Origin of the sequence: Psychrobacter sp. 4Bb (assembly GCF_002836735.1) — a bacterium.
In the GTDB taxonomy this organism is placed as follows: Bacteria; Pseudomonadota; Gammaproteobacteria; order Pseudomonadales; family Moraxellaceae; genus Psychrobacter.
In genome coordinates, this window is sequence record NZ_PJAS01000077.1 from 1 (window position 1) to 18,576 (window position 18,576).

Consider the following 18,576-nt stretch of genomic DNA (forward strand, 5'->3'; position numbering starts at 1 on the left):
AGTAGCGTTCCCTGCGATTTCGCTGGTGTTGTTGAATTAACGCCTTATTGATAGGACTGAGTACGATGCAATGGTCTTCGCTCAGTCCCTTATCTCTATTTTTTCGCCATGCCGCCTCAATGACGGCATGGTTTTTTTGTATTTTAAGCTCATGTTGATAGTCAAAGGTTCCAGTAACTTGATTTATAACATAAGGGGGAATAAATTTATGCTGACCTCACTGTAACTATTGCTGTTTGATACGTTTTTATCCTATAAATATACAGTTTATTATCAACTAGATTTATTAAAAATATTAATTGTCATAGATATTCATAGAACTATTATAGTGTGTATTCTGACTCAATGATAATTAAATCCCTGTAAATCGCTTTTTTTGGTAATAAAGTGATAAGTATTATCGCTTCATATAGATATTTATCAAAAATAAAGTATTCAAACATCAAATTCCTGTTAGAAATAGCTTTACATGTTATCAACTTTATTGATAATATTAAGTCGAGATCAGCAGCACGTTATCAGTGACTATCTAAGCTAGTCTTAGTTGCCTGCTCAAGAATTGACGTTGATTCTTTGAATAATATTTATCTATATACCATCAGGAAAGTAACAATACACATCATGGAGCACACTATGTCAGATTATAAAAACCGCTGGACAACCGTCAAAGTAGAAGTGACCGAAAATATTGCTTGGGTGACTTTCAATCGTCCAGATCAGCGCAACTGCATGAGCCCAACGCTCAACCGAGAAATGATCGACATACTAGAAACGCTAGAGCAAGATCCAGAAGCAGGGGTGGTAGTAATCACCGGCGAAGGCAGTGCATGGACCGCTGGGATGGATCTAAAAGAATACTTCCGTGAGACAGATGGCCAGCCTGAGATTGTGCAAGAAAGAACGCGCAGAGACGCTTGCCGCTGGCAGTGGCAACTGCTGCGCATGTACAGCAAACCGACCATTGCTATGGTTAATGGCTGGTGTTTCGGTGGTGCTTTCTCGCCGCTGGTGGCCTGTGATCTGGCCTATTGTGCTGATGAAGCGACCTTTGGTCTGTCAGAGGTGAACTGGGGTATTCCACCGGGTAATCTAGTCAGTAAAGCGATGGCGGATACGGTGGGCCACCGCGAATCGTTGTATTACATTATGACGGGCGAACCGTTTAAAGGTAAAAAAGCGGCAGAGATGGGTTTGGTTAATAAAAGTGTCCCACTTGATGAGCTAAAGGCCGAAGTAGAGAAAGTAGCAAAAGTGCTACTCGCAAAAAACCCAGTCGTGCTGCGCTATGCAAAAAATGGCTTTAAGCGCTGTCGTGAGCTGACATGGGATCAAAATGAAGACTATCTCTACGCCAAGATTGATCAGTGCGCTATGCGTGATCCAGAAAATGGACGCGCTGAAGGTATGCGTCAGTTCCTTGACGAAAAAAGCATTAAGCCTGGGCTACAAACGTACAAGCGGTAAGCGTCTTGCAGTTATAGACTTGTGAAATAACCGATTAAAAATACAATAGTTTTTTTGCTGTAAAGCCCTTCTATAACAGGGCTTTCAGTATTTTATTAAATAAAAAATGAAAGATAAAATCTAAATAGCGTCTACTTCTATCTGGAAAAGGAACTCCAATATGTATCACGTCCAAATGATTATTAATGGTAAATCATGCCCCGCAACCGACAACAGTACCTTTGACCATATTGGCTCAACTACTGGTGACGTTGTCACCAAAGCAGCTGCTGGAAAGGCTGATGATGCAAATAAAGCGATTGAGGCCGCCGCCGCCGCTTTTCCAATGTGGTCAGCGCTACCACCGAGTGAAAAAAGAATACGGTTACTAAAAGCTGCCGATTTACTTGCCTCACGGGCAGAGGAGTTTATTGATATCGGCATGACTGAAATGGGGTCAAGTGGTGCATGGTACGATTTCAATGTGCAGGTAGCTGCCAATATGCTGCGTGATGCAGCAGGAATGGTCACTCAAATTCAAGGTGATATTATTCCGAGCGATGCCGAAGGCCGTATGGCGATGGCTTGGCGTGTACCTTGCGGCGTAGTGGTAGGAATGGCGCCTTGGAACGCGCCTATCATATTGGCGACGCGGGCCCTTGCCATGCCGTTGGCTTGTGGAAATACAGTAGTGCTTAAAGCCTCTGAAAACTGTCCTGCTACCCATGAGCTATTGATCCAAACGCTAAATGAGGCAGGTTTGGGTGAAGGGGTTGTTAATTTGGTGACGCATAGTAGCGAAGATGCACCAAGCGTTGTGACGGCTCTGATCGCCCACCCAGCCGTCAAGCGTATCAACTTCACAGGTTCAACGCATGTCGGAAAAATCATTGCCAAACAATGTGCCGAGTATCTAAAACCAGTCATCCTAGAGTTGGGAGGAAAAGCGCCCGTTATTGTCTGTGAAGATGCAGATCTCGAAGAAGCCGCCAATGCTATTGCTTTTGGTGCTTTTTTTAATCAAGGTCAAATCTGTATGAGTACAGAGCGTGTTTTGGTCAATGAGAAAGTTGCGGACAAACTGATTGAGTATCTTAAATTAAAGATTGATGGTTTTGTTACTGGTTTGCCAACAGACCAAGTACATATTGCCCATGTGATAAGTCAGCAAGCCGCTGATCGTATCAAGGCTCTGGTAAAAGACGCAGAAGATAAAGGCGCTAATGCCATTACTGATTACACTTTTAACGGTACGGCTGTTAGCCCAATCCTGTTAGAGCATATCTCTCCAGAAATGCAGCTTTATACGGAAGAGTCTTTTGGTCCTGTCTGTACCTTAGAGCGAGTAGCAGACGATGATGAAGCAATCATGAAAGCCAATGCCTCAGAGTTTGGGCTGTCTGCTGCTATCTTTAGCAAAGATATTGGACGCGCTATGAATCTTGCCAAACGCATTGAAAGCGGCATATGTCATATCAATTCTGCCACTGTAGACGATGAAGCACCTATGCCATTCGGCGGTGTCAAATCTAGCGGCTATGGGCGTTTTGGTAGCAAAGCTTCAATCAGCGAATTTACTGAACTTCGCTGGGTCACCATACGTAGTACGCCAAAACATTATCCGATTTGATGTAAGGAAAAACAAAGTACGAAAAGGAAGCAAATAATTAGAAATAAAGGAATATTTCATGACCCAATTTACCTATCACAGCTATCCAGAACGTGCCGTTGCTGTCGGTAGCAGCGATGCTGTCGTTCATCAAAAGTATGATTCAGAAGGCGATATTCACTACATAAACGCTACAACACCGCTGGACGATTATCCCGATTTTTTATTTGATAAATTATACGAATATGCCAAAAAATATCCCGATAGAGTACTGATTGCACGACGTGAGCTAAATGTCGCCACCAATGAGCGTGGCGATTGGGTCAAACTGACCTACAGCGATGTGTTAAAAAAGGCGCGTAGCATTGCTCAGGCATTACTTGAATATGATCTCTCAGAAGAGCGCCCATTGATGATCTTATCTGAGAACTCAATTGAGGTGTTCTTACTCATGTGCGGCGCGATGCTGGCAAATGTGCCTTATGCCTTGGTCGTACCTGCCTATTCATTGGTGGCCAAAAACCCCGATAAGTTGCAGTACGTGATCGACAAGCTCACGCCAGCTCTGTTTTATGCGGGTGATGGCAAAGGGTTTTTGCGTCAGCTCAAGGCTTGTGGTCAGATGGACAAACCGATCATCACATCGACGGGCAATATTGATGGCGAGCCGTGCCTGAATCTGAATGATTTGCTAGCAACTGAGGCGACGGATGCGGTTGAGCAAACCCATAAGCAAATGTCAGCAGACAGCATTGTCAAGTTCCTCTTTACCTCAGGCTCCACAGGCAACCCAAAAGTTGTGCCCACGACCCACCGTATGCTGTGCAGTAATCAGCAAATGCTCAAGCAAGGACTATGTCTGACAGAAGAAGATCCGCTGGTATTAGTCGATTGGCTCAGCTGGCATCATACCTTTGGTGGCAGTCACAACCTTGGCATTGCATTATATAATGGCGGGACGTTTTATATTGATGATGGTCGTCCTGTTGCCGGTAAGTTTGATGAGACCATTCGCAATCTTAAAGAAATCTCTCCCAGTAAGTACTTTAACGTACCCGTTGGGTGGTCGATGCTTGCCAATGCCTTAGAAGAAGATGAGGCACTGCGCGATAACTTTTTCAAAAAGGTCGATTTGTACTTTTTTGGCGGTGCCAGTTTATCGGCAGAGCTGTGGCAACAGCTGGGCGATATCAGCTATCAACACTGCGGCGAAAGAATCCGCATTATGTCGGGCATCGGTATGACAGAGACCTCACCGTCTTGTACCTTTACCACGGGTCTATCAAACGACACGCCAAGCTTTTTGGGCGTGCCTGCAGCAGGTGTTGAAATCAAACTGGTACCGATAAAGGACAAAATAGAGCTGCGTATCAAAGGCCCCCATGTGATGCCAGGGTATTGGCGGCATGATACTGGCACATCCAAGGCAGCAGACAGTTTTGATGACGAAGGATTTTACTGCAGCGGTGATGGCGTACTGCCTTACAACCCTAACGATCTTTCAGAGGGTTTGGTCTATGATGGCCGTATCGCTGAGGATTTTAAATTAACCACAGGAACTTTTGTCAACGTGGGCGAACTGCGTAACCGTATGGTATTAAAAGGTATGGAGCTGATCGAAGATGTGGTATTGACGGGTGAAGGAAAAAGTGAAATTGGGGCTTTTGTGTTTGTAAAAGAAAAAGTGGCACGTAAATTAACCGAGCTGCATGATACTGAACTTAAGCAGGTGCTAGAGCATGATCGATTGCAGGCATGGTTTAGCGACTTCATGAGTACCATCAATGACGGCTATGAAGCCAGCTCAAAAATAATTGCCCGTATCTATTTGATGGAAACTCCGCCCAATGTGGTTGAAGGTGAGAAAACCGACAAAGGCACTCTCAATCAACGAAAACTGCGCAATAATAGAGTGAAAGAAACGGATAAATTATACGGAGACAAAGCAGATAAATTGAGGTTTTTGGCCAAATAGCTTAACATGACACGCTAGAGTGTGCCTTCAATCTGAACGAAAGTGCCTAAATGAGGACACGCTCTAGAGTACCTAATACTGTCGAGCAAGGAAAATCCATTGAATAACATACAGTCAAGCAAGCCTACTGGCAATGCGCCAACCGTTAGCTATAGCGTTGGTAAGCTCGACAAGCTCGTTAGTCAACAGCTCAGTGAATTACTCTCAGAGTTGGATGTCAGTTTGCCCCAATTCACCATGCTATCAAACCTTCATCTGCATGGTGAAATGGCAAATGCCAAACTGGCTTCACGATCATTTATCAGTCCGCAAGCCTCTAATCAAATCATCAAAACGATGGAAGAGAAGGGGTGGATCAGTAAAAGTGACGATCCCAATCATGGACGTATTTTACTGATCGGTCTCACGCTAGATGGGCAAGCAGTGTACGAGCGATGTAAGGCAAAAGCGATGGGTTTTGAAAATAAGATGCTCGCGGGGCTGCCTGCTGAGAATGTTATGATGCTAAAAGCCACCATACAGAGATTGATTGCGAACTTAAAACAAGACGCCTAGAGCGTGTCCCTAATTCAAAAGTTTATCACCATTTTTAAATAGGGATACCTCTCAAAACAAACTCAAAAGTATAAGCAAACCTATAAATAAAACCGATACGTTTATGACAACGTATCGGTTTTATTTTGGGCTAATAACTATGTGGCTATGCGGTTTAGCAGCGTGTGGTTTAAAAGAATGACCGCTTAGAATTTATATTTGGCCATCACCTCGACTTCTTGACCTTTTAAGCGCCATGGTAGGGTGGTATCGCTGCGATCGCGCCATTCAATACCAACATCAAGATCCGGTAAGTAGGTATAAATAAGGTTGGCACTTTTTATATCGATTGAGTTGTCCGCCTCATCATCCACATTGACCTCACCATAGCGCATGTTACCGCGCAATTTTGGCGTAAAAGTATGGCTATAGCCGACGCTAAATCCCGTTTGCGAGACCAGCTTACCATTCTCGGCATCACAGTTGACACTGACTGGGGTGAGCGCCCCTGTCGTACAAACGCCTGAGTATACTCCCATACCTTTGCCAGTATAGACACTACCATGTAGCGCCCCATTGCCTATCTTGTACTTACCTGCTAATGACGCACCAATACCGATGTCTGAATCCGACTCATCTTCAATACTCGTACCCGCTTCACGGCCAGTCACGGCGGCAGTGTAGCCAAAATCAGCAATATTGTCGCTATAGCTGACCACCATATCGGGTAAGTTGGCATCGTCATAGATAGGATCTTGCGCGGTCACTCGTAGTCCGTCATTCACATAATGAAATGTCAGGTCTGGACGAACATAAAGCCCACTACCCGCGATGGTACCAAAGCCTGTGCCATAGAAATCAAGCTGTTCTGTGAGGCGCGGGGCAACAGCAAAAAACTGACCGCTCCAGGTCTTACCTACCGTAAATTTGTCATATTGCATAAAAGCATGGCGTAGCCTTAATTCAGGCGTACCGCTATCATAGCCTGTAAAATCGCCATAAAAATCGCCTTCAATAAAGCCGGTCAGTTTTTTGTCATCCACGAGTGTAGTGGCTTTGAGATTGATCCTTGATTCTCTGATATTGCCTTCAAAATCAGAATCTTTGTCATCAGGCGAAATAAACATCCCTTCGGCTTTAACATAACCGCCGATGCTTAGCGTGGTATCACCTGTCGTGACAACATCTATTGCTTGTACGTGGTTACATAGGGATAAGGTGGATACCGCAAACAATACCGTTTTTAGATTACGCATATACTTCACACTCCGTGTTTATTTTAAAACCAAAGTCACGCGTGCCAAAAATCACGCGCGCTATTCGCTACTGCTTAGTGCTTATAGCGACTTTAGCCTATAAAAAAATAGTGCAGATCATGTCATCTGGCACTAACCAATTCCTTTTGTTTTCTGCCTTTATGCGCTAACCACAGCTCTTCAACGCTCGCTCATATGACATCACGACAGGAAACAAAACCTTATTGTTCGCCGTATGATGATAGCGGTGTATGACACGTACTACTGAGCGCGTAGTAAACCTCCTTATGACTGATAAGAACAATGCAGCTGTTTACCAGTTATTAAGTTTGTGTTAACTCGTATTACAAGATAGCAACTTATCTAAATAATTGTCAAGCTTCTTTATAGAATTGTTTGACATATTTATACGTTAAACCGTATTATGTACCAATAATAAAGGATTTATAAGTTTTTAGATTAATTATTAAAATTATATTATAAAGAAGGTTTATAATATTATGAGTGGTTACGTAGTAATTAAGGCTCAAATGAGAGGGTATATTTGGGTTATCCGCTTTGTAATACAAGAAACAAATATGATGTCGCCCTCACTCTATTAATCAAAAGGATTTGATCATGTCTAGCGATAACGCGCATTTCAGAAATACTCGTACTAAGGCTACTCTCAATTTACGCCACGGCCTTTCTATGTTGGCATTATCACTGGTATTACCACTGAGTCTGACGGCGTGCAGCAGTGGCTCAGAAGCCAAAAATGGCGGCGCGGATGAGGTGGTAGTCTTGCGTATGTCACATTTCATGCCTGCACCATCGGCCATGAATGCGGAGATATTTGAACCTTGGGCCAAAAAAATCGAAGAAGAATCCAATGGTCGTATCAAAATCGAGAATTTTCCTGGATCTACACTCACCAAACCCTCTGATACGTATGAGGCTGTGGTAAACGGTAGGGTAGATATCGGCATACAGTTGCAGGGTTACACTAGTGGCCGCTTTCCATTGTCACAAATCGCTGAATTACCAGGTCTATCAAACTCAGGGTCTCAGATGAGCTGTCTGATGCAGACGTTGTATGACAACGGGACTATCGCAAGCGAGTATGAAGATTCTCATGTCATATCGCTTTACGGTCTTGGACCTGGCGTACTTCATAGCACTAAATTGATTGCCAAACCTGACGACATGAAAGGCCTACGTATACGCCGCCCCTCTGCCGTGGCTGGTGACATCATAGAAAGTATGGGCGCCGCGCCAGTCGGGTTACCTGCGACCGATATCTATACCTCTTTACAGCGTGGGGTCATCGATGGGTTGAGCTTGCCTTGGGATGGCGTACCCATATTTCGTGTGAATGAGCTGGTCGACAATCACACCAATATTCCGCTTTATTCCTCTAGCGTGGTCATCAATATGAATAAAGACAAGTACGATTCACTATCACCTGACTTGCAAAAAGTTATTGATGATAACTCTGGCATGGTATTTGCCAAAAAAGTGGGGGACATGCTGACTGAAGACGATAGGGAAGCTCTGCAAGCTGCCAAAGATGCGGGTAATACTATTGTTGATATTCCTGATCCACTCAATGACCCAGCATGGTCAGGTCTTTTAAAGCAAGGCACGCAAAAATACCTCAATTCTGTAAATCAAAATGGGGTCGATGCCGATGCAGTATATGAGAAGGTAAAAGCGGCTAGTGAAGCCTGTAAGGTGTAAAAATGCTTGAGTAGATCATTACGCCCCATTATTTGATGTTAGGTTTTATCAGAAGGAATATTTATGCATATCTATAATGCCCCGCTACAAGACATACGTTTTTTATTGACGGATGTTTTTGATGCCCCATCATTTTGGCAGGTCAACAAAAGCCTGAACCATATTGAGATGGATACTGTGGATATCGTGCTTGAAGCATTGTCCAAGTTCACCAAAAATGTATTGCTGCCTTTGAATCGCAGCGGCGATGAAGAAGGGGTTAGTTTTTCGTATGATGAAGAAGGCTATGGCGCAGTCAGTACGCCGACGGGTTTTAAACAGGCTTATGATCAGTATAAAGAGGCCGGCTGGGTTGGCCTAGGGGCAACGCCAGAGTATGGCGGGCAAGGGTTTCCTAAAATGGTATCGATGTTTCAAGAAGAGATGATGTTTAGTACTAATCAAGCGTTCGCGCTTTACCCCAACCTTGCGTTGGGTGCAGGCCTGTGCTTACTGAAGTCAGCTTCCGAGGTACAAAAAGACATGTATCTGGAGAAAATATACGCTGGCGAATGGGCAGGCACGATGTGTTTAACGGAAGCACATGCGGGGACCGATTTGGGACTGATCAAAACCAAAGCGGTTCCTAATGAAGATGGCAGCTACGACATCACTGGCAGCAAGATTTTTGTGACCGGTGGTGATCATGACTTGACAGAAAACATCATTCATTTGGTATTGGCAAAAACACCCAATGCCCCTGCAGGCTCGAAGGGTATTTCTTTATTTATTGTACCCAAATATTTGCTTGAAGAAGATGGTTGTGGTGACTATCAAATTGGGGCACGAAACGCCGCTTCGGTTGGTGCTGTCGAGCATAAAATGGGCGTCAAAGGCTCAGCAACGTGCGTGCTCAATTTTGATCAGGCCAAAGGCTGGATGGTCGGTGAAGAATATACAGGACTTGCCTCTATGTTTCTGGTGATGAACTACGAGCGTCTAGCTATCGGTATGCAAGGCATTGCCGTCACAGAATTGGCGTATCAAAATGCAGCGGCCTACGCCAACGATCGACTGCAGTCACGTAGTGATTCAGGGATAAAAAACCCTGATAAATCAGCAGACGCCTTGATCCATCACGCCGATATACGCCGCATGCTGCTCAATGCTAAATCTCATGCTGAAGTGTCGCGCTGCTTTGCGATGTATGTTGCCAAACAATTGGACATTGCAAAATACAGTCATGATAAGCAACTGATCGACACGGCCAATGCGCGTGTCGCATTATTGACCCCGATTACCAAAGCCTTTTTGAGTGATAAAGGATTTGAGGCAACGGTTGACTGCCAGCAAGTATTTGGCGGGCATGGTTATATCTGTGATTGGGGGATGGAGCAAATCGTACGCGATGCGCGCATTGCTCAAATTTACGAAGGGGCAAACGGTATTCAGGGGTTAGACTTACTGGGGCGCAAAGTTGCCAAAGATGGTGGTGCCATGCTGTTTGATTTTTTAACTGAAATACGCCGTTTTATTGCCAATATGTCAGGGGAACATGGCATAAAGCAAGCCACACTGACGGCGGCTGATGACCTTGAGCGCATGACCAATACATTATTAGGTAATATGGATGAGCGGAGCGATGATGTGAATGGCTGTGCGGTCAATTATCTACACGCCACTGGGTATCTGTGTTTTGCCTATATGTATGCCATGATGGTGGCGTCCAGCCAGTATAAGAAAGAGGTATTTTATGCCAATAAGCTTAAATTGGCAGACTATTTTATCGACCATGTTTTACCGCGAATGCAAACGCATATAGAGATGGCTCAATCAGGTAGCCAATCTATGATGGCGTTTGATCTAGAATATTTTAGTCATGCATAAATAAAATATTAGGGCGTGTCCCTAATCTGAAAAAGCAAACTTAAAGTATTCAAACCCCGAGTTTAACCTTCGCACCTAACAAAAACATAAAATGTAATAACCTCTTAAAGCTATATTTTTTATAGTATTAAGGGGTTTTTTTGTGTCTTAAATTATATTAACTATTTAATAATATTGATTATTTTATGATATTAAGCCCCACAATAATAAAGCGTTTGACACCTAAGTGATTATTGGATAACATGAATTATATTCACTATTATTATTAAAATGATGAAAAATAATAAACTTAAGGTTGGGCAAAAACTTGCCAATCCTAGTAAGGATGATTTGTATGTACATCCGTATGCTAGGGCCGCTTTATGTGTTTGGCAGAGATTGAGACCTAAAACGACTTATATCAATATGAAGTTTTTGGATAATTTCTACCGTCCACCACTGCGCTTAGTTGATGGAGGGGGCAGTGCTTTTTATTTCTTTAATGATTTCCAAAGAGTCGATCAGGTCTTAAGGCTTGAGAATAATAGTGATTACCCATGTTTAATAATCCCTGAAAGTATTAAAGATCTTCAAAATCTCGCATGGATGGAAGTTATAGACTTGATATTCCTGAAAGATATTCACCATCCTGATTTGTTTAAAGCACTTAAAAGTATTGCACCTCAAAGTGTTATATTTCAGCTAATGGGAATTAGACATCTGACTGTAAAGGAATATTGCCATTTTGCAGGTATTAGCCAGAGTAGTTATGAATATCGCCAATGTAAGTTTGCGATAGAAGAGCGAGTTCTAGGTATACCCCAAAGTATGAGCTGGTTGGGTGGTGCGCCCTAATGAATATCAAGCAGTTTGATAACAGTGAATTACAGAGGGTTTTAGATCATCTAGTGCCACTAGATTCACCGTACTGTATAAAAGTACAAAACCTGATTATTAATATTTTTTATATTAATCCAGGCTTTTGCCTACATATTGGTGAGCAGGCCAACATAGATATGCCAGTATTTGCATTATCTGAATGTGAAGCTATTGTCGCTATGGTAATCAAAGAGAAAAAGATTGAAGATTGGGCAGTCACTTATATGCTGATCTTGTTTTACCAGAGGTATGGCCAAGTACCTCCTGGTAATGAAGCATGGCAGTTTATGAGTGCATATCTGCAAATAATCATTATGATTGCTATACGTAAGGATGAGCACTCTGCCAAAGTTAATCAGCTAAGTGTGCGTCTAAGGATGGGCTTAAAAGATAATAACCCACAGTCTGAGATTGTTAAAAAACTGATTGATATCCATGCGCAACGTGCTTCACTGACGAATGCACTAGCAGCATTACGCGTATATGAAGCTAAGATAAGAAGTGATGAAGAGTCAGGCAAAGTGGTTAATCAAAAGCTGGCTGGAAAAATAAGCCAGATAAGACTGGCTTATGAAGTTGTTGCAGAGAACAAAGCGTTTGTAGGTAAAACCTATACCAACTCACAAAACAATGAGCTTAGTAAGGAACACGCTAATAAGCGATACCTTAATAGTGCTGATGAGCCAATACGAGTCACAATATTTGGTAGACCCCATAAAAATGATAACGTGGCGGACGCTGAAAATATTGCTGATGACGACCCGCCTGCGCTTTTAGATAATGACTTTAAACCTTCCAGGACAACCGCTAAATCCTCAGAGTTGCAGCAATGGAAGCTAAAAAACAATTATCGACATGCCCGCCGTAATCAGTTTCATTTTCCTACCAATCTACGTCAACTAAGTCTACTAAGCTATCAAATGCTATTTGCTCGGGTGTGGCAGCTTTTTATTATTGTCAGTTATAGGCAGCGTCAGGTTTATGCAGTCATATTGCTATCAATTCTAAGTGGTCGGAAGATCCAAGACGTGATTTATGAGCTAGAATTGGATAAAAGTCAGCGCAAGTGGTTGAGTCATGAGAGCGCTTCGGCTGTTGATAGTTATGCTATGAGTAATACTATTAACGTAACTTCGAATCGTAGAAGCCACTTATTACCGCATCGTCAAAGCCATGATAATGAATTTAAATTACCTCTGCCTGCTAGGCTGCAAGCAGTTATTGCAAATAAGTTTTTGGTGGATAGTGATGAGGTCTCTGAAGTGCTAGCAAGCTTAAAAACGCAACTAGAGCTACCAGTGTTATCTAATCAGCATATTGACGCTTGTTTATATATAGTTATAAAGAATGAGCTGCAAGAGCCATTACATGCCGACATGATTACTGGGGTTGATGTGAAGCACAGCTCGCCCTTGTATTACACCAGTATTGAGACGATAAGCTTAGAGAAGACCTACTACAGCGCTATACAGCTATTGACCGAATACTGTACTGCGGACAGCCAAGGTGAGCTGCGACAGCTTAGTATGTCTAGCACGAAAAGTAATCGGTATAAAAAATATGTCGGTAGTGACATGGCCTTAAATACTGATATCTGTCAAAAGTTCTTTGATGAACTTGCTGAGGCAGCTGAGAGTTATAACGGTCGATTAAAGCGGAACGTAAGCATAAGGAAGGACCGTTATGTTGAGCAGTTTAATGCTTATGGTGTCTGGCTATGGCATATCATATTTATTCAGACTGGGATTAGACCTGTAAAGCATGCGCCTGGGCTTTTAAATCAATTTGATTTTAGGCAAAAGCTATTATGGGTGTCGGATAAAGAAGAGCGTCAGGGACAAGGGCAGGGAAGACTTATTCCTCTTAGTGATTTCTTAATCACAGCGATTCAGAATTATATTGAATATATCAAACAATTTGCGGTCATGCATAATTCTATATATCCCAATGATCAATTTCCTATAAATAAAATTTTGAACTCTAGTCAGCCACTTATTCAGCTATTTAGCCAAAATCCCAAAGGCTTTACCGGTATCACGCCTAGTAAAATTCGCTATCAGATAAAACATTTTTTTAGTCATCAAGATAATTGGCTAAGACATCAATTACGTGCACTACTCACGAATAGGTCTCCTGAGCATTTGATCTGCGCCTTATATGGTCATGAACATTCAGATCAAGAGACTATGCATCCCATGTCGTCATTATCCATTAATGAGCTAAAAGCGTTATCCGCTGACTTAGATAAAAAAGTTGCAGTTGAGCTTAACCTACGACAATTTGAGGTGAGTATATATGGATAACGCCGTTGCTCATCAGTTAAGAGAAGCAAATAAAAGTAAAAGTCATGAGAGTATCAAAAATGAGGCGAAAGTTTTGATAGCGTCTTATGTTGATGACAATCACATACCCACAGGAACAGACTTAACTGAATATTATCAAGCTATTGATAGCGTGCTTGAGATGCATTTTGATACTGCGCATACCTATTACTTAGCCAGGCAAGGTTTTTTAGAATACATACGAAGTTACAACAAAGCTCATGAACTGAATCTAGATGAACCAGTTGTGCCAGTCACAGCAGAGCGTGATCATTTAACAATATCCTATGATTGGATGGTAAATGGTGCTCAAGTAAGCCTTGCTAGCCAGCAAATGATTGAGATATGGCAACGGAAAAGAAGGTTCTCAAACAATGATTTGATTGAGTCAGTGCTCTACTGTAGTGTGATGTATGGGGGATTGAATGACATAGATGTGTTAAAAGCACTGTATCAATGGCTCCTAGGCGAACGTGACATATATCAATTGCAGCTACCAGCAACTGATGAATTACCAGGTTCAGGTGTCAGCAGCAAGAGTTTGGCGCTAATCTTGCTCAGTATTGATGATGACAATTACGGTTGTTCTTATACGCAAAGTCATACCTCAGAGGATGTATCTGCTACAAGCTTACAGCGCTATGTAGAGTACATACCTGATGATATGACACTTTGCTTTTTATACGCACTAAAAGATAAAAAGTTAAAAAAAGAAGATGTGAAGTCGTTTGAAACCATTATCAGTGATATTTGTAAGAAGCTAAAACTACAAAATAAAGATAAAAGTAAACCGCATTTATCACAGTTAATAAAATACGCTGACTATCATTGGCGGCAGATGAAGGGAGGCGATATAGACACTGCACTGGCTATTGTTAGACAGGGCAAGATTAAAACGACGGGCTTAACCACAAATAAGCTTATTAATTATAATCAAGAGGTGATTAAATCAAACCCACAGCCGCTCACTTGGGAAGAGTTATTTGTAGCAAGTTATTCAGAATCAGACAAAAAAAGTACCAATAGTAGGGTTTATCCAAGCTTTGGTAAGAATCTTATTAAAGAGGTTCAAGACGCACTTAAGGGCAGTAAAGCATCCGCTATTATACAAGTAGAGCTGTTACAGCAGGAGTTAACCCAACCCAACGGCATGCGTCTTTTAGGATGGGTAAAGAGCTTATTGAATGATAGCAATAACAGGTTAAATACCATCAGCAAATATCTGGGATGTATTGGTCGGGATTGGCTGATGCTAACAATGGATGAGAATCTTGATGAATGGTCTGGTGAGGACTTTGAAGCTGTATATGAGGAGATCATTCAAAGTAAGATTAAGGATGGAAGAAAGCAGTCTATTTTGAACAAAGACTCAGGCTTTGGCGAAGACAATCTAGATGCGGATGATGACTTAGTTGGCTGTACAGACGATGTGTTAAGTAAAGGTAGTCTCAATGGCTTAAAGAATGAGCACGTAAAGAAAAACAAAGTTTCATATCTGGATAAGCTCAAAGATACTCAAAAATTTACTTACGGCAGACTACGAGCTTTCCATGATTATCAGAGAGCGTACTATAATGCGCCGTTTGTGTATTTTCCGTGGGGTAATAAACGCCAAGTGGTAAATGCGAACATGATATCACCTCGGATCTATCATGCGATGAAAGAGTATTTGGTCACCTCGGATTTAGATGATGAACAGAAAAACCTTTGCTTAGTAGTCTTAAGTCTTGCGTATCGAACAGGAATGCGTATCAAAGAACTTATCGGTGTTAAAGTTCGTGATATAGCTGATATCTATATTGATGAGTATGGACAGCGAATAGAGCAGCCGCAAATATGGTTAAGACCAAATCGCTATCGGAGATTGAAAAGTAGCAGTGCAAGCCGCCTTATACCAATTAACTGCCTGCTTAAAAAAGACGAGCTAGAACAATTTACTCAGTTATATCGTCAGCAGAAAAGACTGAAGCGTCATTACTTATTTTCTCAAGGTTCAGGCGATCAGCCGTTACCTAGTATATTCTTTAGAAATCTCATGAAGCTGATTTGGGATAAATTGCTAGGGGAGCATGACTTCACATTTCACAGCTTTAGGCATACTGCTATTAGTCAGCTGGCATTAGTACTAAGTAATTCACCATTAGCACAGGTGATGACTGATTATGATAATGAGCAGTGCGAAAAAGTCATAAAAGGTATCCTGGGCTATCATAAAAAGCAGGGCTCTTGGTTTGGGTTGGCCAGCCTTTCAGGACATTTAACGTGCGACACAACCTTCGAGCACTATATTCATACTGCTCATCTGCTGGCAGGGGAGCGGCTGAGTAATGCTTGCTTGGAGCTACCTATAACAGTTTTAGAGCTAATAACAGGGTTAGATTACTCAATCATTTATAGGCAAGACAAAACTGCTTATGATGCAACGACAAAGACTGTAAAGTTAAATAAGATAAGAAAATATTTTCTTAAAAAAACAGCTGTTAATAAAACACCATTATTTAAGAATGCAGATGAACCTAATATCAATGCTAGCCAGCAACTGTTAAACGGTAACTTGAATGGATTTAATGAGTCAAATATAAATTCAATTTTCATTCATCCTAAATATGCGGACGTAATAGGTTTTCTAGAGGAGCTACAAGAGTTAAAAGAAAACTCTCGAGTTCAGCTGTTGCCTGAAGCTGCTATTAGACATGGTGTAAGTCTAAATGAATCTAAATGTTTATATCTGCGCGCTAGTGAGCTGTTCGACGATGACAGGCTATTACTAGGTAGGCCTAAAGGTAGTAAGAATCAGGAAGTAATAATTAGAGCATTAGATAGAGCATATCAGATGTCTATAAAGGATCCTGAGAAGTTGAAAATGTTTATTAAGATATTTGCACACAAACAAAACTTAAATAACTCATCGATTCATTTTGGTATTAAGGAGATCCAGCTGGAGATGCTACAGAGTTTTATGGTAGTAGGTTGTCAGCTTATTGATGCCAGTCATTGGCAGGTTAGGGCATATAGCGAGCAAGCTGTAAGTGATGTTAAAAAATACTTGAGTTTGAGCAGCTCAATACGTGTCGGTTCTCGTGAGAGTTTTCATGGCTATGAGGTAAGGGTAGTACAGAAAAAACGTAAACACTCTGACAAAAACTTGGCTACCACTGATCACTATTATGCATCATCGGGGGTGCTCAAGTACTTAGGATATTTGTTGATGGTGTTAGTAACTAACCTGAATTCGGGATAAGCTAGTTTTTAAGTTATTGATATTATTTGCATAATAAATATCTGAGCTTAGAAAGTCATGCTTATGACAGTTGTTTATAGGGAAGCTTGCCTTCAAAGAGTTAGCTGATCTTCAAGAGTGATAGGAAGTATCAATACTATCAGTAGCTTAATGGATCTCTTATCCCGAACTGGGGTTAACTAACTAAGAGGAGGAGCCCATCTCAGATTCTGGTAGAACCCCAACATTAATTATAAAGTCATTTTATTTACTTTATGCGCAGTACTAACAATCATATTTGCTGCTTGTGTAATTTCTGCTTCAGTAGTCATACGACCCACACAAATTCGTAATGTCGTTTCAGCTTTTTCTTTATTTATACCTATTGCTTTTAAAAGTGGAGGGTATTCCCGATTCAGCCCATCACAAGCTGAGCTAAGAGAAAAGGCAAGATGGGGTTGTAGGTTGTTCAATAACTGAACACTATCTACACCTGATATTGCAAGATACAAGTTTCCTGGATGGCGGCTCTCAGCATCTCCAATAACTTCAACATCAAGTTTCTTGCTTAAGTTTTCGAGGAGTATTTGGCGTAGCTGCTTGAGCGACTCAGCTTCTACCTCTTTATTCTCGCACATTATCTCAGCCGCTTTTTGAAAGCCGACTATTAAAGGAGTAGCCAGAGTTCCAGCTCGTAGTCCATCTTGCTGTCCGCCACCCACAATTGTAGTGGTCAACTAATTTAGGACACCTGAACGGCTCATACTTTGCGTCATGCCCTCACAACTGGCAACGGATTCAGCAAATGTCTTACTGGTGTAATGGGTTCCCTGATCGGAATGAAACAGCACGCCACTGGGTTTGAGCCTAGTGTGATACGCCATCTGTAGGGCTTTAGCGGTCAGCACGCTATCAGGGGAATCTGATACAGCAAAGCCCACCACACGCCGAGCATATAAATCTAAAACAACGGCTAGGTAGCACCAGCCACCCTTGATACGAATGTAAGTCACATCCCCCGTCCAGACTTGATTGGGCGCTGTTGGGCTAAAGTTGCGAGCTAGGATATTGTCATGCGTTTTATGCGCCTCGTCAGCGTGCTTGTATTTGTGCGTCTTCAATTGACAGCTTTTAAGCCTCATCTGCGCCATAAGTTTACCTACCATATAGCGTGATAGCTTGATGTTGTGTTCATTCATTATTATGGCGGCAATGCTGCGAGCGCCTGCTGAGCGCTTTGAGTCGTTAAATATTTGACGAATTAATGCCTTGTGCTTGACGGTTTCAAGACTGATGGGCTTGGGCTGCATGCCATAGTAGTAACTGCTTTTTATCACGCCAGACAGTTTGCACAGAAGACTTTTATTAACATGCTTGTCTTGCTCTGCAAGCTGACTGATTAGCGATAGCCGTTCAGGCTGTCCAAGGCTAGCAGAGCGGAAGCCTTTTTTAAGATGTTACGCTCCATAGTCAGCCGCTTAACTTGTTTGCGCAATTCTTGAAGCTCGCGCTGCTCATCCGTTAAGGCGTTGCCGACTTTAGGTGCTTGGCCAGTCATTTCTTGACGGTACTGACTCAGCCATTTTTGTAGAGTGGATTTACCTATTCCTAAAGAATCGGCCACGTCAGGTATTTTACGCTTATGATCAACGACTAAGCTGATGGCTTCTAATTTGAATTCTCGGGTATATTGATTGCGTTTGGTGGTCATACTATTTTCCTTCTTTGGGTTAGTATAAACCTCTTATGCGCTGTCCAAGTTTATTATGCCACTA

Annotated in this window: 13 protein-coding genes; 9 read left to right on the forward strand and 4 right to left on the reverse strand. The window is 42.1% G+C overall.

Annotated elements, in window-relative coordinates; all coding sequences use genetic code 11:
• Positions 1-633: 633 nt before the first annotated feature.
• The 4 genes from CXF60_RS13815 (at position 634) to CXF60_RS13830 (ending at position 5,582) form a co-directional block, all read left to right on the forward strand.
• On the forward strand, positions 634-1,464 hold the full coding sequence (locus tag CXF60_RS13815; RefSeq protein WP_102092390.1) for a p-hydroxycinnamoyl CoA hydratase/lyase: 831 nt from the start codon (positions 634-636) through the stop codon (positions 1,462-1,464).
• Between the two features lie 160 nt (positions 1,465-1,624).
• Complete coding sequence (locus CXF60_RS13820; RefSeq protein ID WP_102092391.1) at positions 1,625-3,073, forward strand: aldehyde dehydrogenase; 1,449 nt, start codon at positions 1,625-1,627, stop codon at positions 3,071-3,073.
• A gap of 58 nt (positions 3,074-3,131) precedes the next feature.
• Entirely contained in the window at positions 3,132-5,027 is a 1,896-nt protein-coding gene (locus tag CXF60_RS13825) for a feruloyl-CoA synthase (RefSeq protein WP_102092392.1), read from the forward strand.
• 99 nt (positions 5,028-5,126) lie between these two features.
• The gene (locus CXF60_RS13830; RefSeq protein WP_102092393.1) at positions 5,127-5,582 is read left to right on the forward strand and encodes a MarR family winged helix-turn-helix transcriptional regulator; all 456 of its coding nucleotides are present in this window, start codon (positions 5,127-5,129) and stop codon (positions 5,580-5,582) included.
• A 185-nt stretch (positions 5,583-5,767) separates the two neighbouring features.
• Here the strand turns inward: CXF60_RS13830 and CXF60_RS13835 are convergent, their stop codons facing one another.
• Positions 5,768-6,817: a hypothetical protein gene (locus CXF60_RS13835; protein ID WP_102092394.1), complete on the reverse strand. Its 1,050-nt coding sequence runs from the start codon at positions 6,815-6,817 to the stop codon at positions 5,768-5,770.
• 690 nt (positions 6,818-7,507) lie between these two features.
• Here CXF60_RS13835 and CXF60_RS13840 point away from each other — a divergent pair.
• From CXF60_RS13840 to CXF60_RS13860, 5 genes are all read left to right on the forward strand, one after another.
• Complete coding sequence (locus CXF60_RS13840; protein ID WP_228707158.1) at positions 7,508-8,536, forward strand: TRAP transporter substrate-binding protein; 1,029 nt, start codon at positions 7,508-7,510, stop codon at positions 8,534-8,536.
• Positions 8,537-8,599: 63 nt separating this feature from the next.
• On the forward strand, positions 8,600-10,402 hold the full coding sequence (locus tag CXF60_RS13845; RefSeq protein WP_102092396.1) for an acyl-CoA dehydrogenase C-terminal domain-containing protein: 1,803 nt from the start codon (positions 8,600-8,602) through the stop codon (positions 10,400-10,402).
• Positions 10,403-10,672: 270 nt separating this feature from the next.
• Positions 10,673-11,236, forward strand: coding sequence for a hypothetical protein (locus tag CXF60_RS13850; RefSeq protein WP_102092397.1), 564 nt, complete (start codon positions 10,673-10,675; stop codon positions 11,234-11,236).
• Positions 11,236-13,563 (forward strand): hypothetical protein, encoded by a 2,328-nt coding sequence (locus CXF60_RS13855; RefSeq protein ID WP_102092398.1) that lies wholly within the window; start codon positions 11,236-11,238, stop codon positions 13,561-13,563. The genes CXF60_RS13850 and CXF60_RS13855 overlap by 1 nt, the downstream gene beginning before the upstream one ends.
• On the forward strand, positions 13,556-16,822 hold the full coding sequence (locus CXF60_RS13860) for a site-specific integrase (protein WP_102092399.1): 3,267 nt from the start codon (positions 13,556-13,558) through the stop codon (positions 16,820-16,822). Before CXF60_RS13855 ends, CXF60_RS13860 begins: the two co-directional genes overlap by 8 nt.
• Positions 16,823-17,052: 230 nt before the next feature.
• Here the strand turns inward: CXF60_RS13860 and CXF60_RS13865 are convergent, their stop codons facing one another.
• The 3 genes from CXF60_RS13865 to CXF60_RS13875 are packed head-to-tail and all read right to left on the reverse strand — an operon-like array spanning position 17,053 to position 18,512.
• Positions 17,053-17,538, reverse strand: a complete 486-nt coding sequence (locus CXF60_RS13865; protein ID WP_102092400.1) for an aminotransferase class V-fold PLP-dependent enzyme — start codon at positions 17,536-17,538, stop codon at positions 17,053-17,055.
• Positions 17,539-18,201: an IS3 family transposase gene (locus CXF60_RS13870; RefSeq protein ID WP_145990217.1), complete on the reverse strand. Its 663-nt coding sequence runs from the start codon at positions 18,199-18,201 to the stop codon at positions 17,539-17,541. It abuts the gene before it with no gap.
• The gene (locus CXF60_RS13875) at positions 18,201-18,512 is read right to left on the reverse strand and encodes a transposase (protein WP_102092402.1); all 312 of its coding nucleotides are present in this window, start codon (positions 18,510-18,512) and stop codon (positions 18,201-18,203) included. Before CXF60_RS13875 ends, CXF60_RS13870 begins: the two co-directional genes overlap by 1 nt.
• Between the last annotated feature and the right edge of the window lie 64 nt (positions 18,513-18,576).